The organism is Amycolatopsis sp. NPDC089917 (assembly GCF_040684635.1).
GTDB lineage: Bacteria > Actinomycetota > Actinomycetes > Mycobacteriales > Pseudonocardiaceae > Amycolatopsis.
Genome location: NZ_JBFBGL010000059.1, coordinates 18701 through 35071 on the forward strand (window position 1 = coordinate 18701; position 16371 = coordinate 35071).

The 16371-nt window shown below is 68.6% G+C and carries 16 protein-coding genes; 5 read left to right on the top strand and 11 right to left on the bottom strand.

The window, feature by feature from the left end; genetic code table 11:
• Nucleotides 1-69: 69 nt before the first annotated feature.
• From AB0N89_RS32230 to AB0N89_RS32245, 4 genes are read right to left on the bottom strand one after another with little or no spacing between them, the layout of a single operon-like run.
• The gene (locus AB0N89_RS32230) at nt 70-624 is read right to left on the bottom strand and encodes a TetR family transcriptional regulator C-terminal domain-containing protein (protein ID WP_364212477.1); all 555 of its coding nucleotides are present in this window, start codon (nt 622-624) and stop codon (nt 70-72) included.
• Nucleotides 621-1580 carry an MFS transporter gene (locus AB0N89_RS32235; protein ID WP_364212405.1) on the bottom strand — a complete coding sequence of 320 codons (960 nt, stop codon included), beginning with the start codon at nt 1578-1580 and terminating at the stop codon, nt 621-623. The genes AB0N89_RS32230 and AB0N89_RS32235 overlap by 4 nt, the downstream gene beginning before the upstream one ends.
• On the bottom strand, nt 1577-1831 hold the full coding sequence (locus AB0N89_RS32240) for a hypothetical protein (protein WP_364212408.1): 255 nt from the start codon (nt 1829-1831) through the stop codon (nt 1577-1579). The genes AB0N89_RS32235 and AB0N89_RS32240 overlap by 4 nt, the downstream gene beginning before the upstream one ends.
• Before the next feature lie 46 nt (nt 1832-1877).
• A complete protein-coding gene (locus AB0N89_RS32245) occupies nt 1878-3311 on the bottom strand; it encodes an FAD-dependent monooxygenase (protein ID WP_364212411.1) in 1434 nt (477 codons plus the stop codon).
• A gap of 82 nt (nt 3312-3393) precedes the next feature.
• Here AB0N89_RS32245 and AB0N89_RS32250 point away from each other — a divergent pair, with 82 nt between their 5' ends.
• Nucleotides 3394-4059 carry a TetR family transcriptional regulator gene (locus tag AB0N89_RS32250; protein ID WP_364212414.1) on the top strand — a complete coding sequence of 222 codons (666 nt, stop codon included), beginning with the start codon at nt 3394-3396 and terminating at the stop codon, nt 4057-4059.
• Here AB0N89_RS32250 and AB0N89_RS32255 read toward each other — a convergent pair.
• Entirely contained in the window at nt 4013-4642 is a 630-nt protein-coding gene (locus AB0N89_RS32255) for a helix-turn-helix domain-containing protein (RefSeq protein ID WP_364212417.1), read from the bottom strand. The two genes, AB0N89_RS32250 and AB0N89_RS32255, sit on opposite strands and share 47 nt — an antisense overlap.
• Before the next feature lie 115 nt (nt 4643-4757).
• Between AB0N89_RS32255 and AB0N89_RS32260 the strand changes: the two genes are divergently transcribed.
• Nucleotides 4758-5957, top strand: a complete 1200-nt coding sequence (locus AB0N89_RS32260) for an oxygenase MpaB family protein (RefSeq protein WP_364212420.1) — start codon at nt 4758-4760, stop codon at nt 5955-5957.
• Nucleotides 5958-6040: 83 nt separating this feature from the next.
• Here the strand turns inward: AB0N89_RS32260 and AB0N89_RS32265 are convergent, their stop codons facing one another.
• Together AB0N89_RS32265 and AB0N89_RS32270 are read right to left on the bottom strand one after the other, a co-directional pair.
• Nucleotides 6041-8617 carry an exo 1,3/1,4-beta-D-glucan glucohydrolase gene (locus AB0N89_RS32265; RefSeq protein WP_364212480.1) on the bottom strand — a complete coding sequence of 859 codons (2577 nt, stop codon included), beginning with the start codon at nt 8615-8617 and terminating at the stop codon, nt 6041-6043.
• Between the two features lie 166 nt (nt 8618-8783).
• Complete coding sequence (locus AB0N89_RS32270) at nt 8784-8999, bottom strand: hypothetical protein (RefSeq protein WP_364212423.1); 216 nt, start codon at nt 8997-8999, stop codon at nt 8784-8786.
• Nucleotides 9000-9139: 140 nt separating this feature from the next.
• Between AB0N89_RS32270 and AB0N89_RS32275 the strand changes: the two genes are divergently transcribed.
• Nucleotides 9140-9934: an NAD(P)H-binding protein gene (locus AB0N89_RS32275; protein ID WP_364212426.1), complete on the top strand. Its 795-nt coding sequence runs from the start codon at nt 9140-9142 to the stop codon at nt 9932-9934.
• A 49-nt stretch (nt 9935-9983) separates the two neighbouring features.
• Here AB0N89_RS32275 and AB0N89_RS32280 read toward each other — a convergent pair whose 3' ends face one another.
• On the bottom strand, nt 9984-10460 hold the full coding sequence (locus AB0N89_RS32280) for an Rrf2 family transcriptional regulator (RefSeq protein WP_364212483.1): 477 nt from the start codon (nt 10458-10460) through the stop codon (nt 9984-9986).
• Between the two features lie 114 nt (nt 10461-10574).
• On the opposite strand from AB0N89_RS32280, the gene AB0N89_RS32285 reads away from it, so the two are divergent.
• On the top strand, nt 10575-11306 hold the full coding sequence (locus AB0N89_RS32285) for an NAD(P)H-binding protein (protein ID WP_364212429.1): 732 nt from the start codon (nt 10575-10577) through the stop codon (nt 11304-11306).
• 70 nt (nt 11307-11376) lie between these two features.
• Here AB0N89_RS32285 and glpD read toward each other — a convergent pair whose 3' ends face one another.
• From glpD to AB0N89_RS32300, 3 genes are read right to left on the bottom strand one after another with little or no spacing between them, the layout of a single operon-like run.
• On the bottom strand, nt 11377-13089 hold the full coding sequence (gene glpD, locus AB0N89_RS32290) for a glycerol-3-phosphate dehydrogenase (protein WP_364212432.1): 1713 nt from the start codon (nt 13087-13089) through the stop codon (nt 11377-11379).
• A gap of 5 nt (nt 13090-13094) precedes the next feature.
• Entirely contained in the window at nt 13095-14612 is a 1518-nt protein-coding gene (gene glpK, locus AB0N89_RS32295; RefSeq protein WP_364212435.1) for a glycerol kinase GlpK, read from the bottom strand.
• An 11-nt stretch (nt 14613-14623) separates the two neighbouring features.
• On the bottom strand, nt 14624-15445 hold the full coding sequence (locus AB0N89_RS32300; protein WP_364212438.1) for an MIP/aquaporin family protein: 822 nt from the start codon (nt 15443-15445) through the stop codon (nt 14624-14626).
• A gap of 151 nt (nt 15446-15596) precedes the next feature.
• On the opposite strand from AB0N89_RS32300, the gene AB0N89_RS32305 reads away from it, so the two are divergent.
• Nucleotides 15597-16364 carry an IclR family transcriptional regulator gene (locus AB0N89_RS32305; protein WP_364212441.1) on the top strand — a complete coding sequence of 256 codons (768 nt, stop codon included), beginning with the start codon at nt 15597-15599 and terminating at the stop codon, nt 16362-16364.
• The last annotated feature ends 7 nt before the right edge of the window (nt 16365-16371 follow it).

The following is a 16371-nucleotide window of genomic DNA, read 5'->3' on the forward strand; positions in this document are numbered from 1 at the left end:
GCACGCGACAGTGCCGACTCGGCCCAGTTGGTCGTGAGTGGCGATTCGGGTTAGAACCCGAATCGCCACTCACGAGCCCAGCGCGGTCCGCAGGATGGCCTCGAATCGCTCCGCCGTCGGCGGTTCGTCGCGCAGCAACCCCTGCAGCAGCAACCCGTCCACCAACCCGACCAGCATCTCCACCCGCACCGGATCGTCGGTGTGCCGTCGCGCGAAGTCCGCCAGAGCCGCCATCCAGCGATCGGTCGACTCGCGGAGCTTCGGCTCCCGCGCCGCGAGCAAGTACAGCTCGTACTCGGCCAGCAGATGTCCCGGCTTCGCGGCCACCCGGGCCAGCAGCGCGGCGAACTTCGGCAAGGCGTCCGCGCCGGTTTCCGCGGCGAGGACGCGCATCCGCTCGGCGTCTTCGTCCATGCACCGGGTGAGCGCGGCGGTCAGCAGGTCTTCGATCCCCTGAAAGTGGTACGCGGCCGCCGTCGCGGGCAACCCCGCCTCACGGGCGACCGTGCGGTGACTGACCCCTGACACGCCGTCCCTCGCGACGATGCGCAGGGTCGCCTCGATCAGTTCCCGTTTGCGTCGCTCGCCCTTGGCGAGGCGGCCGTCGGCGATCGGCTCGTTCAGCGTGCCACCTCCTCACGGATCGCGGTCTTCCTGGTCAGCAGAGGATACGAGAGCAGGGCGATCAGGATGATCAACCCACCGGCGACGACAGCGACGGTGAACCCGCCGCCCGGCCCGAAGCGGTCGACGGCCTCTCCCGACACCGCGGCGCCGAGGGCGACGCCGATACTGAGGCCGGTGATCGCCCACGTCATCCCTTCGGTCAGTTTCTCCGCCGGGACGATCTTCTCGATCATCCCCATGACGACGATCATCGTGGGAGAAAAGAACAATCCGGCGACGAAGACCACCGCGCAGAGGCCGACGACGCCCTCCACTACCAGCAAGGGCACCGCGCTCGCGGCCGTGCCCGCGGTACCGATCAGGAACAGTCGAGGCGGGGCCATCTTCAGCTTGAGCGTCCCGAAGACTAGTCCCGAGATCGCGGAGCCCACCGCGTAGACCGAAACGACGATGCCCGCCGCCGACGGCGCCCCGACCTGTCCCGCGAACGCCACGCTGACGACGTCGACCGTGCCGACGATGACGCCGCCCGCCACCAGCGTCAGCACCAGCACCCGCAGCGCGCCCAACCTGATCGCCGAACTCCCCGCCGGCCCGCTCGACGGCAGGACGCGCGGTTCCGTCTCGCGCTGCGCCACGAACAACAGCACCCCGACGGCGAGGAGCACCATGGCGGCCAACGGTCCGGCTTCCGGGAAAACGGTGGTGCACAACGCCACCGACAGCGCGGGCCCGATGACGAACGTCAGTTCGTCGACCACCGATTCCAGCGCGAACGCCGTGTGCAGCCGCGGCGAGTCGCGGTAGAGCCCCGACCACCTGGCCCGGACCATCGCCGCCATGCTGGGCATGAACCCGGCGAGGATCGCGCAGACGAACAACGTCCACGCCGGCGCTCCGAACCGGGCGCAGAGCAGGAGCGCGCCGAGCGCGAGCACGCTGATCCCCGTCACCGGCAGCAGGATCCTGCCCTGCCCTGCCCCCGGCGGTCAACCAGCCGCGAGACCTGCGGCCCGAGCAGCGCCATGGACAGCGTGAACGCCGCCGAGACCAGTCCGGCGAGACCGTAGTCGCCGCGCGTCCGCGCCAGCATGGTGATGATCCCGATCCCCATCATGGGGACCGGGATCCTGGCGATCAGCCCGGCGCCGGAGAAGGCCAATGAGCCCTTCGCGGAGAACAGCTCTCGGTACCGGCCTGCCACAGCACTCTCCACTACTTGAACAGTCGTTACATTTTGAACGGTCGTTTCACTTTATACACGCTTCGCGCGAACCCGCAACGAACCGAAGCGCTTCGAGCAGTCCGGCCGGGTCGCCGTCCGAAGTGGCCCACGCGACATACCCGTCCGGCCGCACCAGGAACGACGGTCCGGAGTCCGCCTCGACGTGCCGGACCCGGCCGTTCACCATCTCCCGGATCCCTTCGGTCCCGGACACCAGAAGCGCGCGGCCGTCCTCGGACACCAACGGCACCGGGGCGAAGCGGCCGACCACCGGATGCACGGCGTCGGGCGCGTAGTCGATGTCGGTCCCGTTGCCCAGCGCGATGAAGTGCCGCATCGCCTCCGGGATCTCCAGCGTCTCCCGCAGCACTTCCCGCAGTGCCTCGGCCTGCGGACCGGGACGCATCAACGCGACCTGCGCCCGGGTGTTGCGCAAGACCCTCGCCCCCACCGGATGCCGCTCCGCGGTGTAAGTGTCCAATAAGGACTCCGGCGCCCGGCCGCCCGCCACCAGGCCCAGCTTCCACCCGAGGTTCATCGCGTCCTGGAGCCCCAGGTTCAGCCCCTGGCCGCCGATCGGTGAATGCACGTGGGCGGCGTCGCCCGCAAGGAGCACCCGCCCCTGCCGATAAGTGGTGACTTGACGCGTGTTGTCGCTGAAGCGGATTCCGCCGTCCAGCCTCGTGATCGTCACCTCGACCCCGCTGACCCGGCGGATGCTCGCCCGCATCTCCCCGGCCGTCATCGGCGCGTCCCGGTCCTCCGGTCCGCCGTCGAATTCCATGGTCGAGATCTCCCCCGGCACCGTCGACACGAGCACCGTCCCGCCGCGTCCGTGCACGGACGACTCCACCACGCCGGGATCGGCGAGCTCCGCGGCGGCGATCCGTCCGGTCATCGTCGCGTCCGTGCCGGGGAACGCGAACCCGGTCCGCTTCCGCACGACACTGCGGCCGCCGTCGCAGCCCACCAGGTACGCGGCCCGCTCGATCCCGCCGTCGGCGAGCACCACGCGGACCTCCGAATCCTCCTGGACGACGTCGACGACTTCGCAGCTCGTCCGGATCCGGACGCCGAGCCCGGACGCCCATTCGGCGAGGATCCCTTCCAGGACATGCTGCCTGAGGATGAAACCACCGGCCCCGTTCGGGTCAGGCTCGTTCTCGACGAGCGGCAGGCCGCCGAAATGCCCTCGCGCCCGGTTCCCCTTCATCAGCCCGGGAAGCCGCCGGACGACGGCGGAAAGCTCGCTCTGCGCCTCCGAAAACGCCTCGATCAGGCCACGCATCCGCAACGACTGCGAGGTGCGGCCGTTGATCCCGCGCAACCCGAAACTCCGGTTCCGGCGGGCGGCCCCGTCCGCCGACTCCAAGACGAGCGGATCCGCGCCGGCCAGCCGAAGCTCGCCGGCCAGCAGCAAGCCGACCGGTCCCCCGCCCACGATGATCACGTCGTTCATGACACCCCCTGGTATTTACAGCGTATATTTACACTGTAAATATGATAGATACACCGTAAACCTGTCAAGTGGAGGACGTGAGATGACGCGGAGAGACCCGCTCAACCGGGAGAAGGTCCTGGACGCGGCACTCGCCCTGGCCGCCGAGGAAGGCCTCAAGGGCCTGTCGATGCGCAAGCTCGCCAAGACGCTCGGCGTCGAAGCGATGGCGCTGTACAACCACGTCCAGAACAAGAACGACATCCTCGACGGCATCGCGGAACGCGTCTATCGCGGGATCGAGCGAGCGGACCCCGGCTCGCCGTGGCCGGAACGGGTGCGGGTCACCGTGCTCAACACCTACCTCGCGCTCGCCGAGCATCCGGTCGTGCCGATGGCCCTGGCCACCGACGAGGCCAACCCGAACTCGCAGCAAGCCTTGCTGTCGTTCGACGATCTCATCGGCGCGCTCTACGAGGCCGGTTTCGACGACGACGGGGTCCGTCAGGCGCTGGGCGCTTTGAACAGCCTCGTCTTCGGATCACTGCTGCTGACGACCTCCGGCTTCACCAAGGCGCGCAAGGACGAAGCCGAACGCGAGCAGGAGGAGCAACTTCTCGGGCGAATCGACCCGGCGGTCCTGCCGAACTTCAGCCGCGCGATCCCCGCGTTGAAGGCGCACGACCCCGAGCCGGACTTCATCCGGGCACTGGAGCTGCTGATCAGCGGTCTGGTCGCGGCCGCAGCATCGGGACCAGGAACCGCCTAGCCACTTCGCGGACCTGCTCGTCGTCGTCGAGGTCGACGACCTGACTGGGCGTGACCAGGAACGAGGCGGAGACCCGGGTCATCAGCTCGGCGACGAGTTCGACGTCGACGTCCTCCGAGACCTCGCCTGCCTGCTGCTCGCGGCGGAGCTGACCCGCCACGAATCGCTGGACCGTCGCCAGCGTGCCGCCGCCGTCGCTGACCATCGACGGGACGAGCACGTCGGGCTCGACGGCCATCAGCCCGCCGATCAGCGGATTGCGCCGGATCGCGCCCAGTGCGCTGGCGAAGCCCAGCACGACCCGGTCCGCGGCGGTCTCGGCCTGCTGGATGTCGAGCAGGAACTGGTCGAAGTAGCGACGGAACTCGCGGCGCACGACCTGTTCGACCAGGGCGTCCTTGGTGGCGAACCGGCGGTACGCGGTGATCCGGGAGACGCCGGCGCGACGCGCGACGTCCTCCATCGTCGACCGCCGGATCCCCATCCGGCAGAACTGTTCGTAAGCGGCGTCGAGCAGCCGAAGGGCGATCTCGTCGCTCTCCTCGGCGCGTTCGAGCGCGTCGGCGAGGGCGCGCTCCAGCAAAGAATCCGGGTCTGGCGTCTTCGCGATGATTGTGCTCTCCTTGAGATACGCGGTTGCACTACTTGTATCACAGTATCAATCCGCAGGTCCGGGACTCAAGGAGGAGTACTGGCGCATGACCGAACTCAATCGACGCAAGATGCTGATCGTCAGTGGCGGAGCGACCCTCTTGGGAGCCATGGGGATGGCCCAGCCCGCCTGGGCGTGGAGTCCGAGCGGTTCGGTGGCCGGGGCGGGGGCGGGCACCGATCCGAAATGGGTGTGGGACGCCGAGGCCGATCCGGTGGTCGCCGCGATGCTCGACCGAGGCGAGGTCGCGGCGGTCAACCAGGCACTGCGGACCTGGACCAGGAACGACCAGCCGACGCCGTCCGGGCTCCCGCCGGACCTGCGGGAGTTCGTCGAGCACGCACGACGGCTCCCTTCGTGGGCCGATCAGTCCAAATTGGACGCGGCGGCGGACTTCATGAAGGTGAGCGGCCGGTTCGTCAACCTGCTCAACGGGCTCGGCGGCGGGATGCTGAGCACCGCCATCCCCAACGAGGCGAGGGCGGTCTACTACTCCAAGGGCGGCGCGGACATGAAGGACCGCGTCGCGAAAACGGCCAAACTCGGCTACGACGTCGGTTCGCTCAACGCCTACCGGCCCGACGGCCAGATGATCGTCTCCGCGGTGAAGACCCGTCTGGTGCACGCAGCCGTCCGGCATCTGCTGCCACAGTCGCCGCACTGGCAACAGGGCATCCCGATCAGCCAGAACGACATGCTGGTCACCTGGCACACTCTGCCGACGTACACGATGCGCAAGCTGACAGACTGGCGCGTCCGGGTCTCCTCCGCGCACTCCGCCGCGTACCTGCACAGCTGGCAGGTGACCGGGCACATGCTCGGGATCCGCGACGAGTACCTGCCGTCCACTTGGGACGCCGCTCACGCGCAGTCCAAGCAGGTGCTTGACCCGGCGATGGGCCCGACCCGCGAGGGCGTCGAGCTCACCGACATCCTGCTCGACATGCTCGCCGAGCAGACCAGCCCCGGCCGCGCCGACCGGCCGATGGTCAACGCGCTGGCCCGCCACATCATCGGCGATCGGTTCTCCGAGTGGAACGGGATCCCGCGCGAGCCGATCTGGGATCCGTTGGTCGGCACCGCTTTCCCCGCGCTGGTGGCGTTCCACGAGAAGCTCATCCCGCTGCCTCTGGTACCGCAAGCCGCCTGGGTGCTGGACGAGGCGATCCGGCGGTACATCCGGCTGTGGCTCTCGGAGGGCAGGCCGGTGAACATCGAGATCCCGGACATGAACCGCCCCTCTTGAGTGGTCTCCCGATGTCAGGAAAGGGTCGTTCAGGACATATTTCGTCCTGAACGACCCTTTCCTGACATTTCGGTTCCCGAGGCTCAGCCCAAACTGGAGCAAGGTCTCGCGTCGGGATCCTGAGCGCCCTTGGGCACCCACCGCACATTCGCGAACGAAGCCGAGAACTTGCCGTCGGTGTACACCAGGAATGGCGTGTTGACGTTCTCCAGATCCAGCCCGTTCGCGAAGCACGACACCGGGATCTTCACCGTCGACTTCGGCGCGCCCGCCAGATCGGTGAACAGCTTGGTCGCGTTCACCTCCGAGAAGCACGGGTAGACGCAGTGCATGCTGATCACCGTCCGGTTGGCGGGCGCCTCGTGCACGATCGTGTCGAACTCCAGCGCCGCGTCGGCGTTCAGGTATCCGCGCAGATCGTTGGTACCGGCCGGGTTCTGGAAGTAGAGCTGCGCCGGGCCGGTGCCGGTCCACGTCGACTTGAGCCCGTCCTGCTGCACGTTGACGTCCGACTGCGCGACGGTGATCTCGGCGTGCGAAGCCGCGCCGTCGGGGCCGATCTCGGTGCCGCCCCAGTTCTGCGCGGAACCGATGAAACCCTTGTACGGCGGGACATCGGTGCGGTTGAACACCTCGAGGTCCTCGGTCGCGGTGCCGCCGCCACCGGTCGAGCCACAGGCCACCGGGCCGACGGTCTCGTCCAGCTGACCGATCGTGACGCGCTGACCGGTCTTGAGGCCATAACCGAGTTTGAACAGCGGGTCGTAATCCGCCGAACCCGGGTTCAACGGCGTCTGGCAGGCGCTCTTCGGCCACGAGTACGACAGGGTGCCCTTGAAGCCGCCCTTGACGAGGACGTCCGCGACGCCGCCGCCTTCGGTACCCGGCAGCCACGCCGCCACGAACGCGTCGGAGCGGTTGATCTCCTTGTTCATGTACAGCGGGCGGCCACCGACGTAGACGGTGACGACGGGAGCGCCCTTTCCGCGGACCTTGTCCAGCACCGTCAGGTCCTCGGGGTACAGCTTCGAAGCCTCCAGCGTCTTGCGGGTCAGGTCGCCGACGCCTTCCGCGTACGGGGTCTCACCGATGACGGCGATGACGGCGTCGTAGCCCTTGGGGTCGGTGTCGCCCTTCTCGTCGAAGGTGACGTTGACGTCGCCGAGCTGCTGTTTGAGCCCGGCGAGGATCGACGTGGCGTTGGGGAAGTCGGCGTTCGTGTTGCCGGTTCCCTGCCAGCTCAGCGTCCAGCCGCCGGTCTGGTTCTGGATGCTGTCCGCGCTCTTGCCGACCACCAGGACCTTCGACTTCGGCTTCAGCGGCAGCACGTTGCCGTTGTTCTTCAGCAGCGTCTGCGACGAGCGGACCGCGTCGCGCGCCAGCCAGGTCTCCTTCAGCGCCTCGTCGGAGTTCGCGTAGGAACGATCCGACGGCTTCTGCGACTCGTACAGTCCGGAGCGCAGCTTGACGCGCAGGATGCGGGTCACCGCGTCGTCGATCCGTGAGACCGGGATCTGGCCGCCGTTGACCTGGGCGACGGTGGTGGCGATGAACGCCTTCCAGTCGTTCGGCACCATCACGATGTCGATGCCGGCGTTGATCGCCTGCGGGCACGAGGAGTTCGTGCAGCCCGGGACCTGGCCGATGCCGTTCCAGTCGGACACGACGAGGCCGTCGAAGCCCATCTTGCCCTTGAGGATCTGGTTCAGCGCCTTGTCGCTGCCGTGCAGTTTGCCCTCGTTGATCCCGAGGTCGGCGTTGGTCCAGCTGTTGAACGACACCATCACGGTCTGGGAGCCCGCCGCGAGCGCGCCGTAGTAGCCCTGCCCGTGGAGGTTGATCATCTCGGCCTCGGACGACGGGTTGACGCCCTGGTCCTGTCCCTTGAGCGTGCCGCCGTCGCCGATGAAGTGCTTGGCGGTGCCGATCACGCCGTTGTAGCCGATGCGTTTGGTCGAGCCGTCCTGGAGACCGTTGATCGCCTCGTAGCCGTAGGACCGGGTGATCCGCGGGTCCTCGGAGAACCCTTCGTAGGTGCGGCCCCAGCGGTCGTCCTGCACGACGGCGAGCGTCGGCGCGAAGGCCCAGTCCTGGCCGGTGGCGCGGATCTGCCGGGCCGTCGCCGCGGACACGTCGCGCACCAGGCAAGGGTCGTGCGCCGCGCCGAGACCGATGTTGTGCGGGAAGACGGTGGCGCCGTACACGTTGTTGTTGCCGTGCACGGCGTCGATGCCCCAGATCACCGGGATCTTCGTCCGGCTGGTCTTCGAGGCGTCCCAGTAGGAATCGGCGAGCTTCAGCCAGTCCTGCTGGGAAGCGTGCTTGTTCTGGTTCGGCCACGAACCGCCGCCGTTGAGGACCGAGCCGATGGAGTACTGGCGGACCTCTTCGGGGGTGATGGCGGCGATCTCGGGCTGCGTCATCTGCCCGACCTTCTCCTCCAGGGTCATCCCCTTGAGGATCTCGGCGATCCGCTGCTCGTCACCCGCCTTGCCCTTGAACCGGCTCTCGACCTTCGGCCAGTCGGCGAGCGTCGGCAGGCTCTTTTCGATCCGGGCACAGCCGTCCCGGTCGAGCGCCGGTTTCCCGATCACGGGCCGCTCGGCGGCGACGGCGGCGGGCGTGGCCACCAGCGCCCCGCCGAGCAGGGTGAGACTCATCAGGGCGACGAGCGGACTTCGGCGCGCGCGAGGACGTCTTGCCATGGTCTGGTCCATTCTGCGGGAGGCGGGACCGGCCGATCCTCACCGGACCCGGCGGCGGCGTCAAGAGTTTCGGGCAAGTACGGAGGCCGTTAATTTTTGCCATAAACTAAGACTCGACCGGTCACCCGGCCACGCTCCGCCGGTTGCGCCGCTTGGCGGTGTACGGCAGAGCGAACAGGTACAGCCCGCTGAACATCAGCAGGAAGAGCGGCGGCAGGGGCGTGTAGAGCACCCATGGGGCCGAACTGCCCATCGCCACGACGACGAAGCAGACGATGACGGTGGCGACGAAGACGAGGGACGTCCACCGGTGGAACGTCCGGATCCGCTTGCTCACGAGAACCTCCTGGAGTCGTTTTTCCTGTGGCGAAGACGCTAGGGATTCCGCGGGCGCGACCGCTTCTCGATTCCTGACCGGCTCGCTTGACCTCCACCTTGATCGAGCTTTTACCTTCGCGGAAGACGAAGGGAATCATCATGACCGTCTTGGTAACCGGGGCCACCGGGAACACCGGCCGCCATGTGGTGGCCGAACTCGTCCGCCGCGGGGAACGTGTGCGGGCACTCAGCAGGAACCCCGCCGAAGCCCGGCTTCCGGCGGGCGTCGAGGTGGTGCAAGGCACGCACACCGCACCGGAATCACTGAGCTTCGAAGGCGTCACCCGGCTGCACATCACCGCGACCGCAGGACTCGCCGACGTCGGCGCCGACCTGGTCAAGCGCGCCGTGGACGCGGGCGTGCGGCGCATGACCATCGTGTGGGGCGGTCACGTCGGGCCGACGGAACAGGCCATGGCCGAATCCGGAGCGGAATGGACGCGGCTGGAGCCTCAGGAGTTCATGTCCAACACGCTGACCTGGGCAGACACGATCCGCGACGGAGGCGTGGTCCGCGAGCCGTACGACTTCCCCAGCGCTCTCGTGCACGAGGCCGACATCGCCGCCGTCGCCGTGACCGCACTACTGGAGGACGGACACTCGGGGCGGGCCTACAACCTGACAGGCCCGGAGGTGCTGACGCCGCGCGAGCGCGTCGCGGTCCTGTCGGCCGCCCTGGGCCGGAAGATCGAGTTCGCCGAACTACCCCACGGGCAAGCGATCGAACGACTGATGGCTACCGGTGTGTCCCGCGAGGACGCCGAGTACGTCATCGGCTGGTACGGCGATCCTCCGGCGGAGGCGAGCACAGTGGTCGACACGGTCGAGAAGGTGACCGGGCGTCCGGCGCGGACGTTCGCGCAGTGGGTGAGCGAGCACCTGGACCGGTTCTAGCGCTGAAGGGCGCTTTCCCCGCATGAGACGCGGGGAAAGTCCCCTTCGGCTACCCGTCGGCGGCTTTGAACCACGCGCCGATCCCCGCCAAAGCGCCCGGACCGTAGTCGCCCCTGACGCCGTCGGCCAGATCCGCGATGGAGACCGCGCGCAACGCGGCCCGCCACTGGGCTTCGGCGTTCGCCATCGCGCGGCTGATCGCGCACGGCGCGGTGCACGCTTCGGGCGGCGTCGCCATCGGGCCGCGCTGCCGGATCTCGGTGCAGGTGAAGGCCGGGCCGGGCCCGTCGATGGCCTCGACGACGTCGAGCACGGTGATCTCCGAAGGCGGCCGGGTGAGGACGTAGCCGCCAGCCTTCCCTTGCACCGACCGGACGAGGCCGGCCCGGGAAAGCGCCTGGAGCTGCTTCGCGAGGTAGCTGGGCGAGACGTCGTGCAGCTGTGCCAGGCGCGCGGCGGGCGCGGGTTCGTCGACCGAGGTCAGCACGACACAGCAGTGCAAAGCCCATTCGACTCCGCCGGACATCTTCACCCGGATTACTCTAACCCGCCCCTTGACTCGGACACAACGTATCCGAGTACCATCTCGGACATGAGGTGTCCAGGTTGGCGGACGCCCACCGAGAAGGGGCTCTGGGTCATGAAATTCGCGATCATCGGCGGGACCGGGCTGATCGGCTCGCAGGTCGTGCGGAACCTGAACGAGGCCGGGCACGAGGCGGTGCCGCATTCGCCGTCCACCGGGGTCGACCTGCTCACCGGCCAGGGCCTGGACGCCGCGCTCGACGGCGCCGACGTGGTCGTCAACCTCACGAACTCGCCGACCTTCGACGACGCCTCCCCCGCGTTCTTCCGGACGTCGATGGACAACCTCGTGGCCGCGGCGAAGAAGGCGGGCACCGGGCACTTCGTGATCCTGTCGATCGTCGGCGTCGACCAGGTCCCCGAGCTGGACTACTACCGCGCGAAGACGCTGCAGGAGGACATCCTCAAGGAAAGCGGGCTCCCCTACTCGATCGTCCGCGCCACGCAGTTCATGGAATTCATCGACGCGGTCCTGTCCTGGACCGCCGACGAGACCACGGTCCGCCTGCCCGGCACGCCGATCCAGCCGATCGCCGCGGCGGACGTCGCCGCCGCCGTCTCCGAGGTCTCGGCGGGAAAGCCGCTGAACGGAACCCTCGACGTCGGCGGCCCGGACGTCTGCCCGCTCGACGAACTGGGCCGGATCACCTTGTCCGCCAAGGGAGACAAGCGTTCGGTGACCAATGACGAAACCGCGGGCATGTTCTCCGCCGTCAAGGGTGACGTCCTCACCACCAAGGACGGCGCCCGCATCGCCGGGACCCGCTACCTCGACTGGCTCAAGTAGGCAGCAAGTCCGTGAAGGCCTCCTTGAGGGACCCTGAGTCCCTCAAGGAGGCCTTCACGGACTGATGAGATCAGCTCGGCAGCAGCGCGGGGGCGGAGAGACGGCTGGCGTTCGCCGCTTCGTCGTCCGGCTGGGCCTGCGCGGAACGCTCCGCCTCGACCCGCGCGAGGTAGTTGGCGACCTCGCGCTCCTGCTTGTGGGAGTCCCAGCCCAGCAGCGGCGCCATCAGCCCGGCCGCCACCGGCGCCGCCGTCACCCCGCGGTCCCGCTCCTCGATGGAGATCCGGGTGCGGCGCGTCAGGACGTCCTCCAGGTGCAGCGCGCCCTCGTGCGAGACCGCGTAGACGACCTCCGCCTTGAGGTACTCCGCCGTCCCCGGGATCGGCTCGCCCAGCTCGGGACGCTCCGAAATCGACTCCAGGATGTCCTCGATCGCGGTGCCGTAGCGCTGGAGCAGGTGCTCGATCCGGCGGATCGGCAGCCCGGTGCGCTGGACCAGCGCGTGCCGCGCGCCCCACACTTCGTGGTAGCCCGTCGCGCCGACGATCGGGAGCCGTTCGGTCCAGGACGACGGCGCCGGACGACCGAGATCCTCCACCGCGACGTCGACCGCGTCGGCGGCCATCACCCGGTACGTCGTGTACTTGCCGCCGGCCACGATCACCAGTCCCGGCACCGGATGCGCCACGGCGTGCTCCCGCGACAGCTTCGTCGTCGACGTCGCCTTCGCGGCCAGCAGCGGCCGAAGCCCGGCGTACACGCCTTCGATGTCATCGGCGGTGATCGGCGTGCGCAGGACCGCGTTGAGGTGACCGAGCACGTAGTCGACGTCCGCCTGGCTGGCCGCCGGGTGCTCGCGGTCGAGGTCCCATTCGGTGTCGGTGGTGCCGACGATCCAGTGCCGTCCCCACGGGATGACGAACAGGACGCTCTTCTCCGTGCGCAGGATCAGCCCGGTGTCCAGGTCGATCTTCTCGCGCGGCACCACCAGGTGGATGCCCTTCGACGCGCGCACGGTGAACGGCGCGGGGATGCCCGCCGCTTCCGCCATGTCGTCGCTCCACACGCCGGTGGCCGCGACGACAGTCTTCGCCCGGACCTCGATCTCCGCCCCGCTCTCACGGTCGACGACCTTGGCGCCGACGACGCGTTCGCCGTCCCGGATCAGCGAGGTGACACGCGCCCGGGTGAGGACCGAAGCACCTTGCTCCGCCGCGGTCCGCGCGATCGTCATGGTGTGGCGGGCGTCGTCGACCTGGGCGTCGTAGTACTGGATGGCGCCGATCAGGGCGTCGTCGGCGAGGCCGGGAGCGACCTTGCCCGCGCCCCGCTTGGACAGGTGCCGGTGCCGAGGCAGCGCGCGAGCCCCGCCGAGGGTGTCGTAAAGCGTGACGCCCGCGCCGATGTACCCGCGTTCCCAGACGCGGTGCTTGAGCGGCACCAGGAACTTCACCGGCCGGACCAGGTGCGGCGCCAGCGTCTGCAACAGCAGGCCGCGTTCCTTCAGCGCCTCCCGGACCAGCTTGAAGTCCAGGTTCTCCAGATAACGCAGGCCGCCGTGGATCAGCTTCGACGACCGGCTGGACGTCCCGGCGGCGAAGTCGCGGGCCTCGACGAGCGCGACGGAGAGCCCGCGTGACGCCGCGTCGAGCGCGACGCCGGCACCGGTCACTCCCCCGCCGACGACCAGCACGTCGATCTCTTCGCGGGCGAGCTTGCGCAGCGTCTCGGCACGGTAGACCGGGGAAAGCGGTACGGGTGTCACTGTGTTCCTCCTGTTCATCGGGCTCACTCGACCTCGACCCAGTCGAGCGTGCGGCCGACGGCCTTCTGCCAGCCCGCGTAGCCCACGGCGCGCTGCTCGTCCGTCCAGGACGGCTCCCAGCGCTTGTCCTCGTTCCAGTTCTGTTCCAGCTCGTCGGTGGACTTCCAGAACCCGACGGCCAGGCCCGCTGCGTAGGCGGCGCCGAGGGCGGTGGTCTCGGCGACGACCGGCTTCGACACCGGCACGCCGAGGATGTCGGCCTGCAGCTGCATGCACAGTTCGTTCGCGGTCACGCCACCGTCCACTCGCAACACGTCGAGCGTGACGCCGGAGTCGTTCTGCATGGCCTCGACGACGTCGCGGGTCTGGTAGCAGATCGCTTCGAGCGTCGCCCGCGCCAGATGCGCGTTGGTGGTGGCGCGGGTGAGGCCGACGATCGCGCCACGCGCGTCCGAACGCCAGTACGGTGCGAAGAGCCCGGAGAACGCGGGGACGAAGTAGACGCCGCCGTTGTCGTCGACCTGCCGGGCGAGGCTTTCGCTCTGCGACGCGCCGCTGATGATGCCCAGCTGGTCGCGCAGCCACTGCACGGCGGAACCGGTGACGGCGATGGAGCCTTCCAGCGCGTAGACCGGCTTGTCGTCGCCGAACTGGTAGGCCAGCGTCGTGAGCAGGCCGTGCTTCGAGCGGACGACCTCGTGCCCGGTGTTGAGCAGCAGGAAGTTGCCGGTGCCGTAGGTGTTCTTGGCCTCGCCGGGCCGGAAGCACACCTGGCCGACGGTCGCCGCCTGCTGGTCGCCGAGCACGCCGGTGATGGCGACCTCGCCGCCGAGCGGGCCGTCCGCGCGGGTGACGCCGAAGTGGCCGTTGTTCGACGACGGCCGGATCGACGGCAGCATCTGCTTGGGAACGCCGAAGAACGACAGCAGTTCGTCGTCCCACTCCAGCGTTTCGAGGTCCATGAGCATGGTGCGCGACGCGTTGGTCGGGTCCGTCACGTGGACGCCGCCGTCGGGGCCGCCGGTGAGGTTCCAGATCAGCCAGGAATCCGTGGTGCCGAAGAGCGCGTCGTCCTTCTCGGCGTCTTCGCGGACGCCGTCGACGTTCTCCAGGATCCACTGGAGCTTGCCGCCGGAGAAGTAGGTCGCGGGCGGGAGACCGGCCTTCCGCCGGATGACGTCGCCCTTGCCCGCGCGTTCCAGCGCCGAGGCGATCCGGTCGGTGCGGGTGTCCTGCCACACGATCGCGTTGCAGTACGGCCGCCCGGTCCGGCGGTTCCACACGACGGTGGTCTCGCGCTGGTTGGTGATGCCGAGCGACGCGAGGTCGGCGGCGGTCAGCTTCGCCTTGTTGAGCGCGGTGGCGATGACCGAACGGGTCCGCTCCCAGATCTCGGTCGCGTCGTGCTCGACCCAGCCCGGCTTCGGCAGGATCTGCTCGTGCTCCAGCTGGTGGCGGGCGATCTCGTTGCCGCCGTGGTCGAAGATCATGAAGCGCGTGCTGGTGGTGCCCTGGTCGACGGCGCCGATGTAGTCAGGCATGGTTTCGCTCCTTAGGAAACGCGCTCGATGTCCTTGGCGGGCAAAGCTTCCGGTGCGGGATCGCTGGGGAGGTACCGCTCGATGAAAAACTTGTAGATCGCGCCGCCGATGACCGCGCCGACGATCGGTGCCACGATCGGGATCCACCAGTACGGATAGCCGTATTGGTCGGTGAACGCGGTGTCGTAGCCGGTGAGCCAGGACATCAGCCGCGGGCCGAAGTCGCGGGCGGGATTGATCGCGTAGCCGGCGTTGGTGCCCCAGGCCATGCCGATCGCGACCACGAGGAAGCCGACGACGACCGGCGCCAGGTTCGCGGCGGGCGCGGTGTTGCGGAGGTCGGTGATGGCGAAGATCACCAAGGCGAGGATGGCGGTGCCGATGATCTGGTCGCGGAACGCGCCCCAGTCACCCACTGGCAGGGTTCCGTTACCCGGAAGGGTGGAGAAGACGCCCTGGGTCTTGATCGTCAGGCCGGGGTCGGCCGCGTTGAGCACCTCGGTGTAGTTCCAGCGCACCAGCAGCGCGCCGAGGAACGCGCCGGCGGTCTGCGCCAAGGCGTACGGGGCGACCTTGCGCCACGAGAAGCCCTTGAACACCGCGAGCGCGACCGTGATGGCCGGGTTCAGATGCGCGCCACTGATCCGTGAAGCCACGTAGATCCCCAGCGTGACGCCGATCCCCCACGCCCACGCGATGCTGTCGTGGTCGCCGATGCCCGCCGCGGCGACTTGGGCCACCACCCCGCAGCCGAACAGGATGAGGATCATCGTCCCGACGAACTCCGCCGCCAGTTCGCCCGCGAGTCCGCGAGCCTTGAGGTTTCGCACCATTGCTTCCTCCACAAAGGACACCGTTGCCCTGTTGAGGCCGAAGTTAAGTTCGCGGAAACCCGGGGTCAACGGACGCCGGTCGGCATTGTCGAACGTCGGAGGACGATGTTCGACATTGTCGAATCAGGGCCGGTCGGGCTACGGTTGAGCCGTGCCCGGTCCGATCCAGTCCATCGAGCGCGCCGCCGCGATCCTGCGGTTGCTGGCGCGCGGTTCCGGCCGTCTCGGGGTCGGTGAGATCGCCGATTCCCTCGAACTCGCCAAGGGAACGGCGCACGGGATCCTCCGCACCCTGCAAGGGGTCGGCTTTGTCGAACAAGACCGTGACACTGGGAAATACCAACTGGGCGCGACGCTTCTGCACCTCGGCACGAGCTACCTCGACGTCAACGAACTCCGGTCGCGCGCGATCAACTGGGCCGACGCGCTGGCCGCGCGCAGCGGCGAGGCGGTCCGCATCGGAGCACCGCTGGAGGGCAGGGTCCTGGTGGTACACCACGTGTTCCGGCCCGACGACAGCCTGCAGACACTCGACGTCGGCACACTTCTGCCGCTGCACGCGACGGCGCTCGGAAAAGTACTTCTGGCCTACGACACCGGTCTCGTGGCATCGTTGCGCACCGGCGGGCCGGAGGCGTACACCCGCCGGACCCTGGTCACCCAGACCGCGATCAAACGCGCCTGCGGCAAGGTGCGCGAGGCGGGCTGGGCGAGCGAGAACGGCGAGATGATCACCGGCGAGGCCGGGATAGCGGCGCCGATCCGCGGGCACGGCGGCATCGTGGTCGGCGCGATCGGGGTGTCCGGCGCGGCGGAACGGATCTGTGAAGCCGACGGCAGCCCGATCGCGCGGCTGCTCGGCCACGTGCGCGACGCGGCACGGGCGGTCTCCCGCGATCTCGGGGCGTCCCGATGGTGATGGAGGT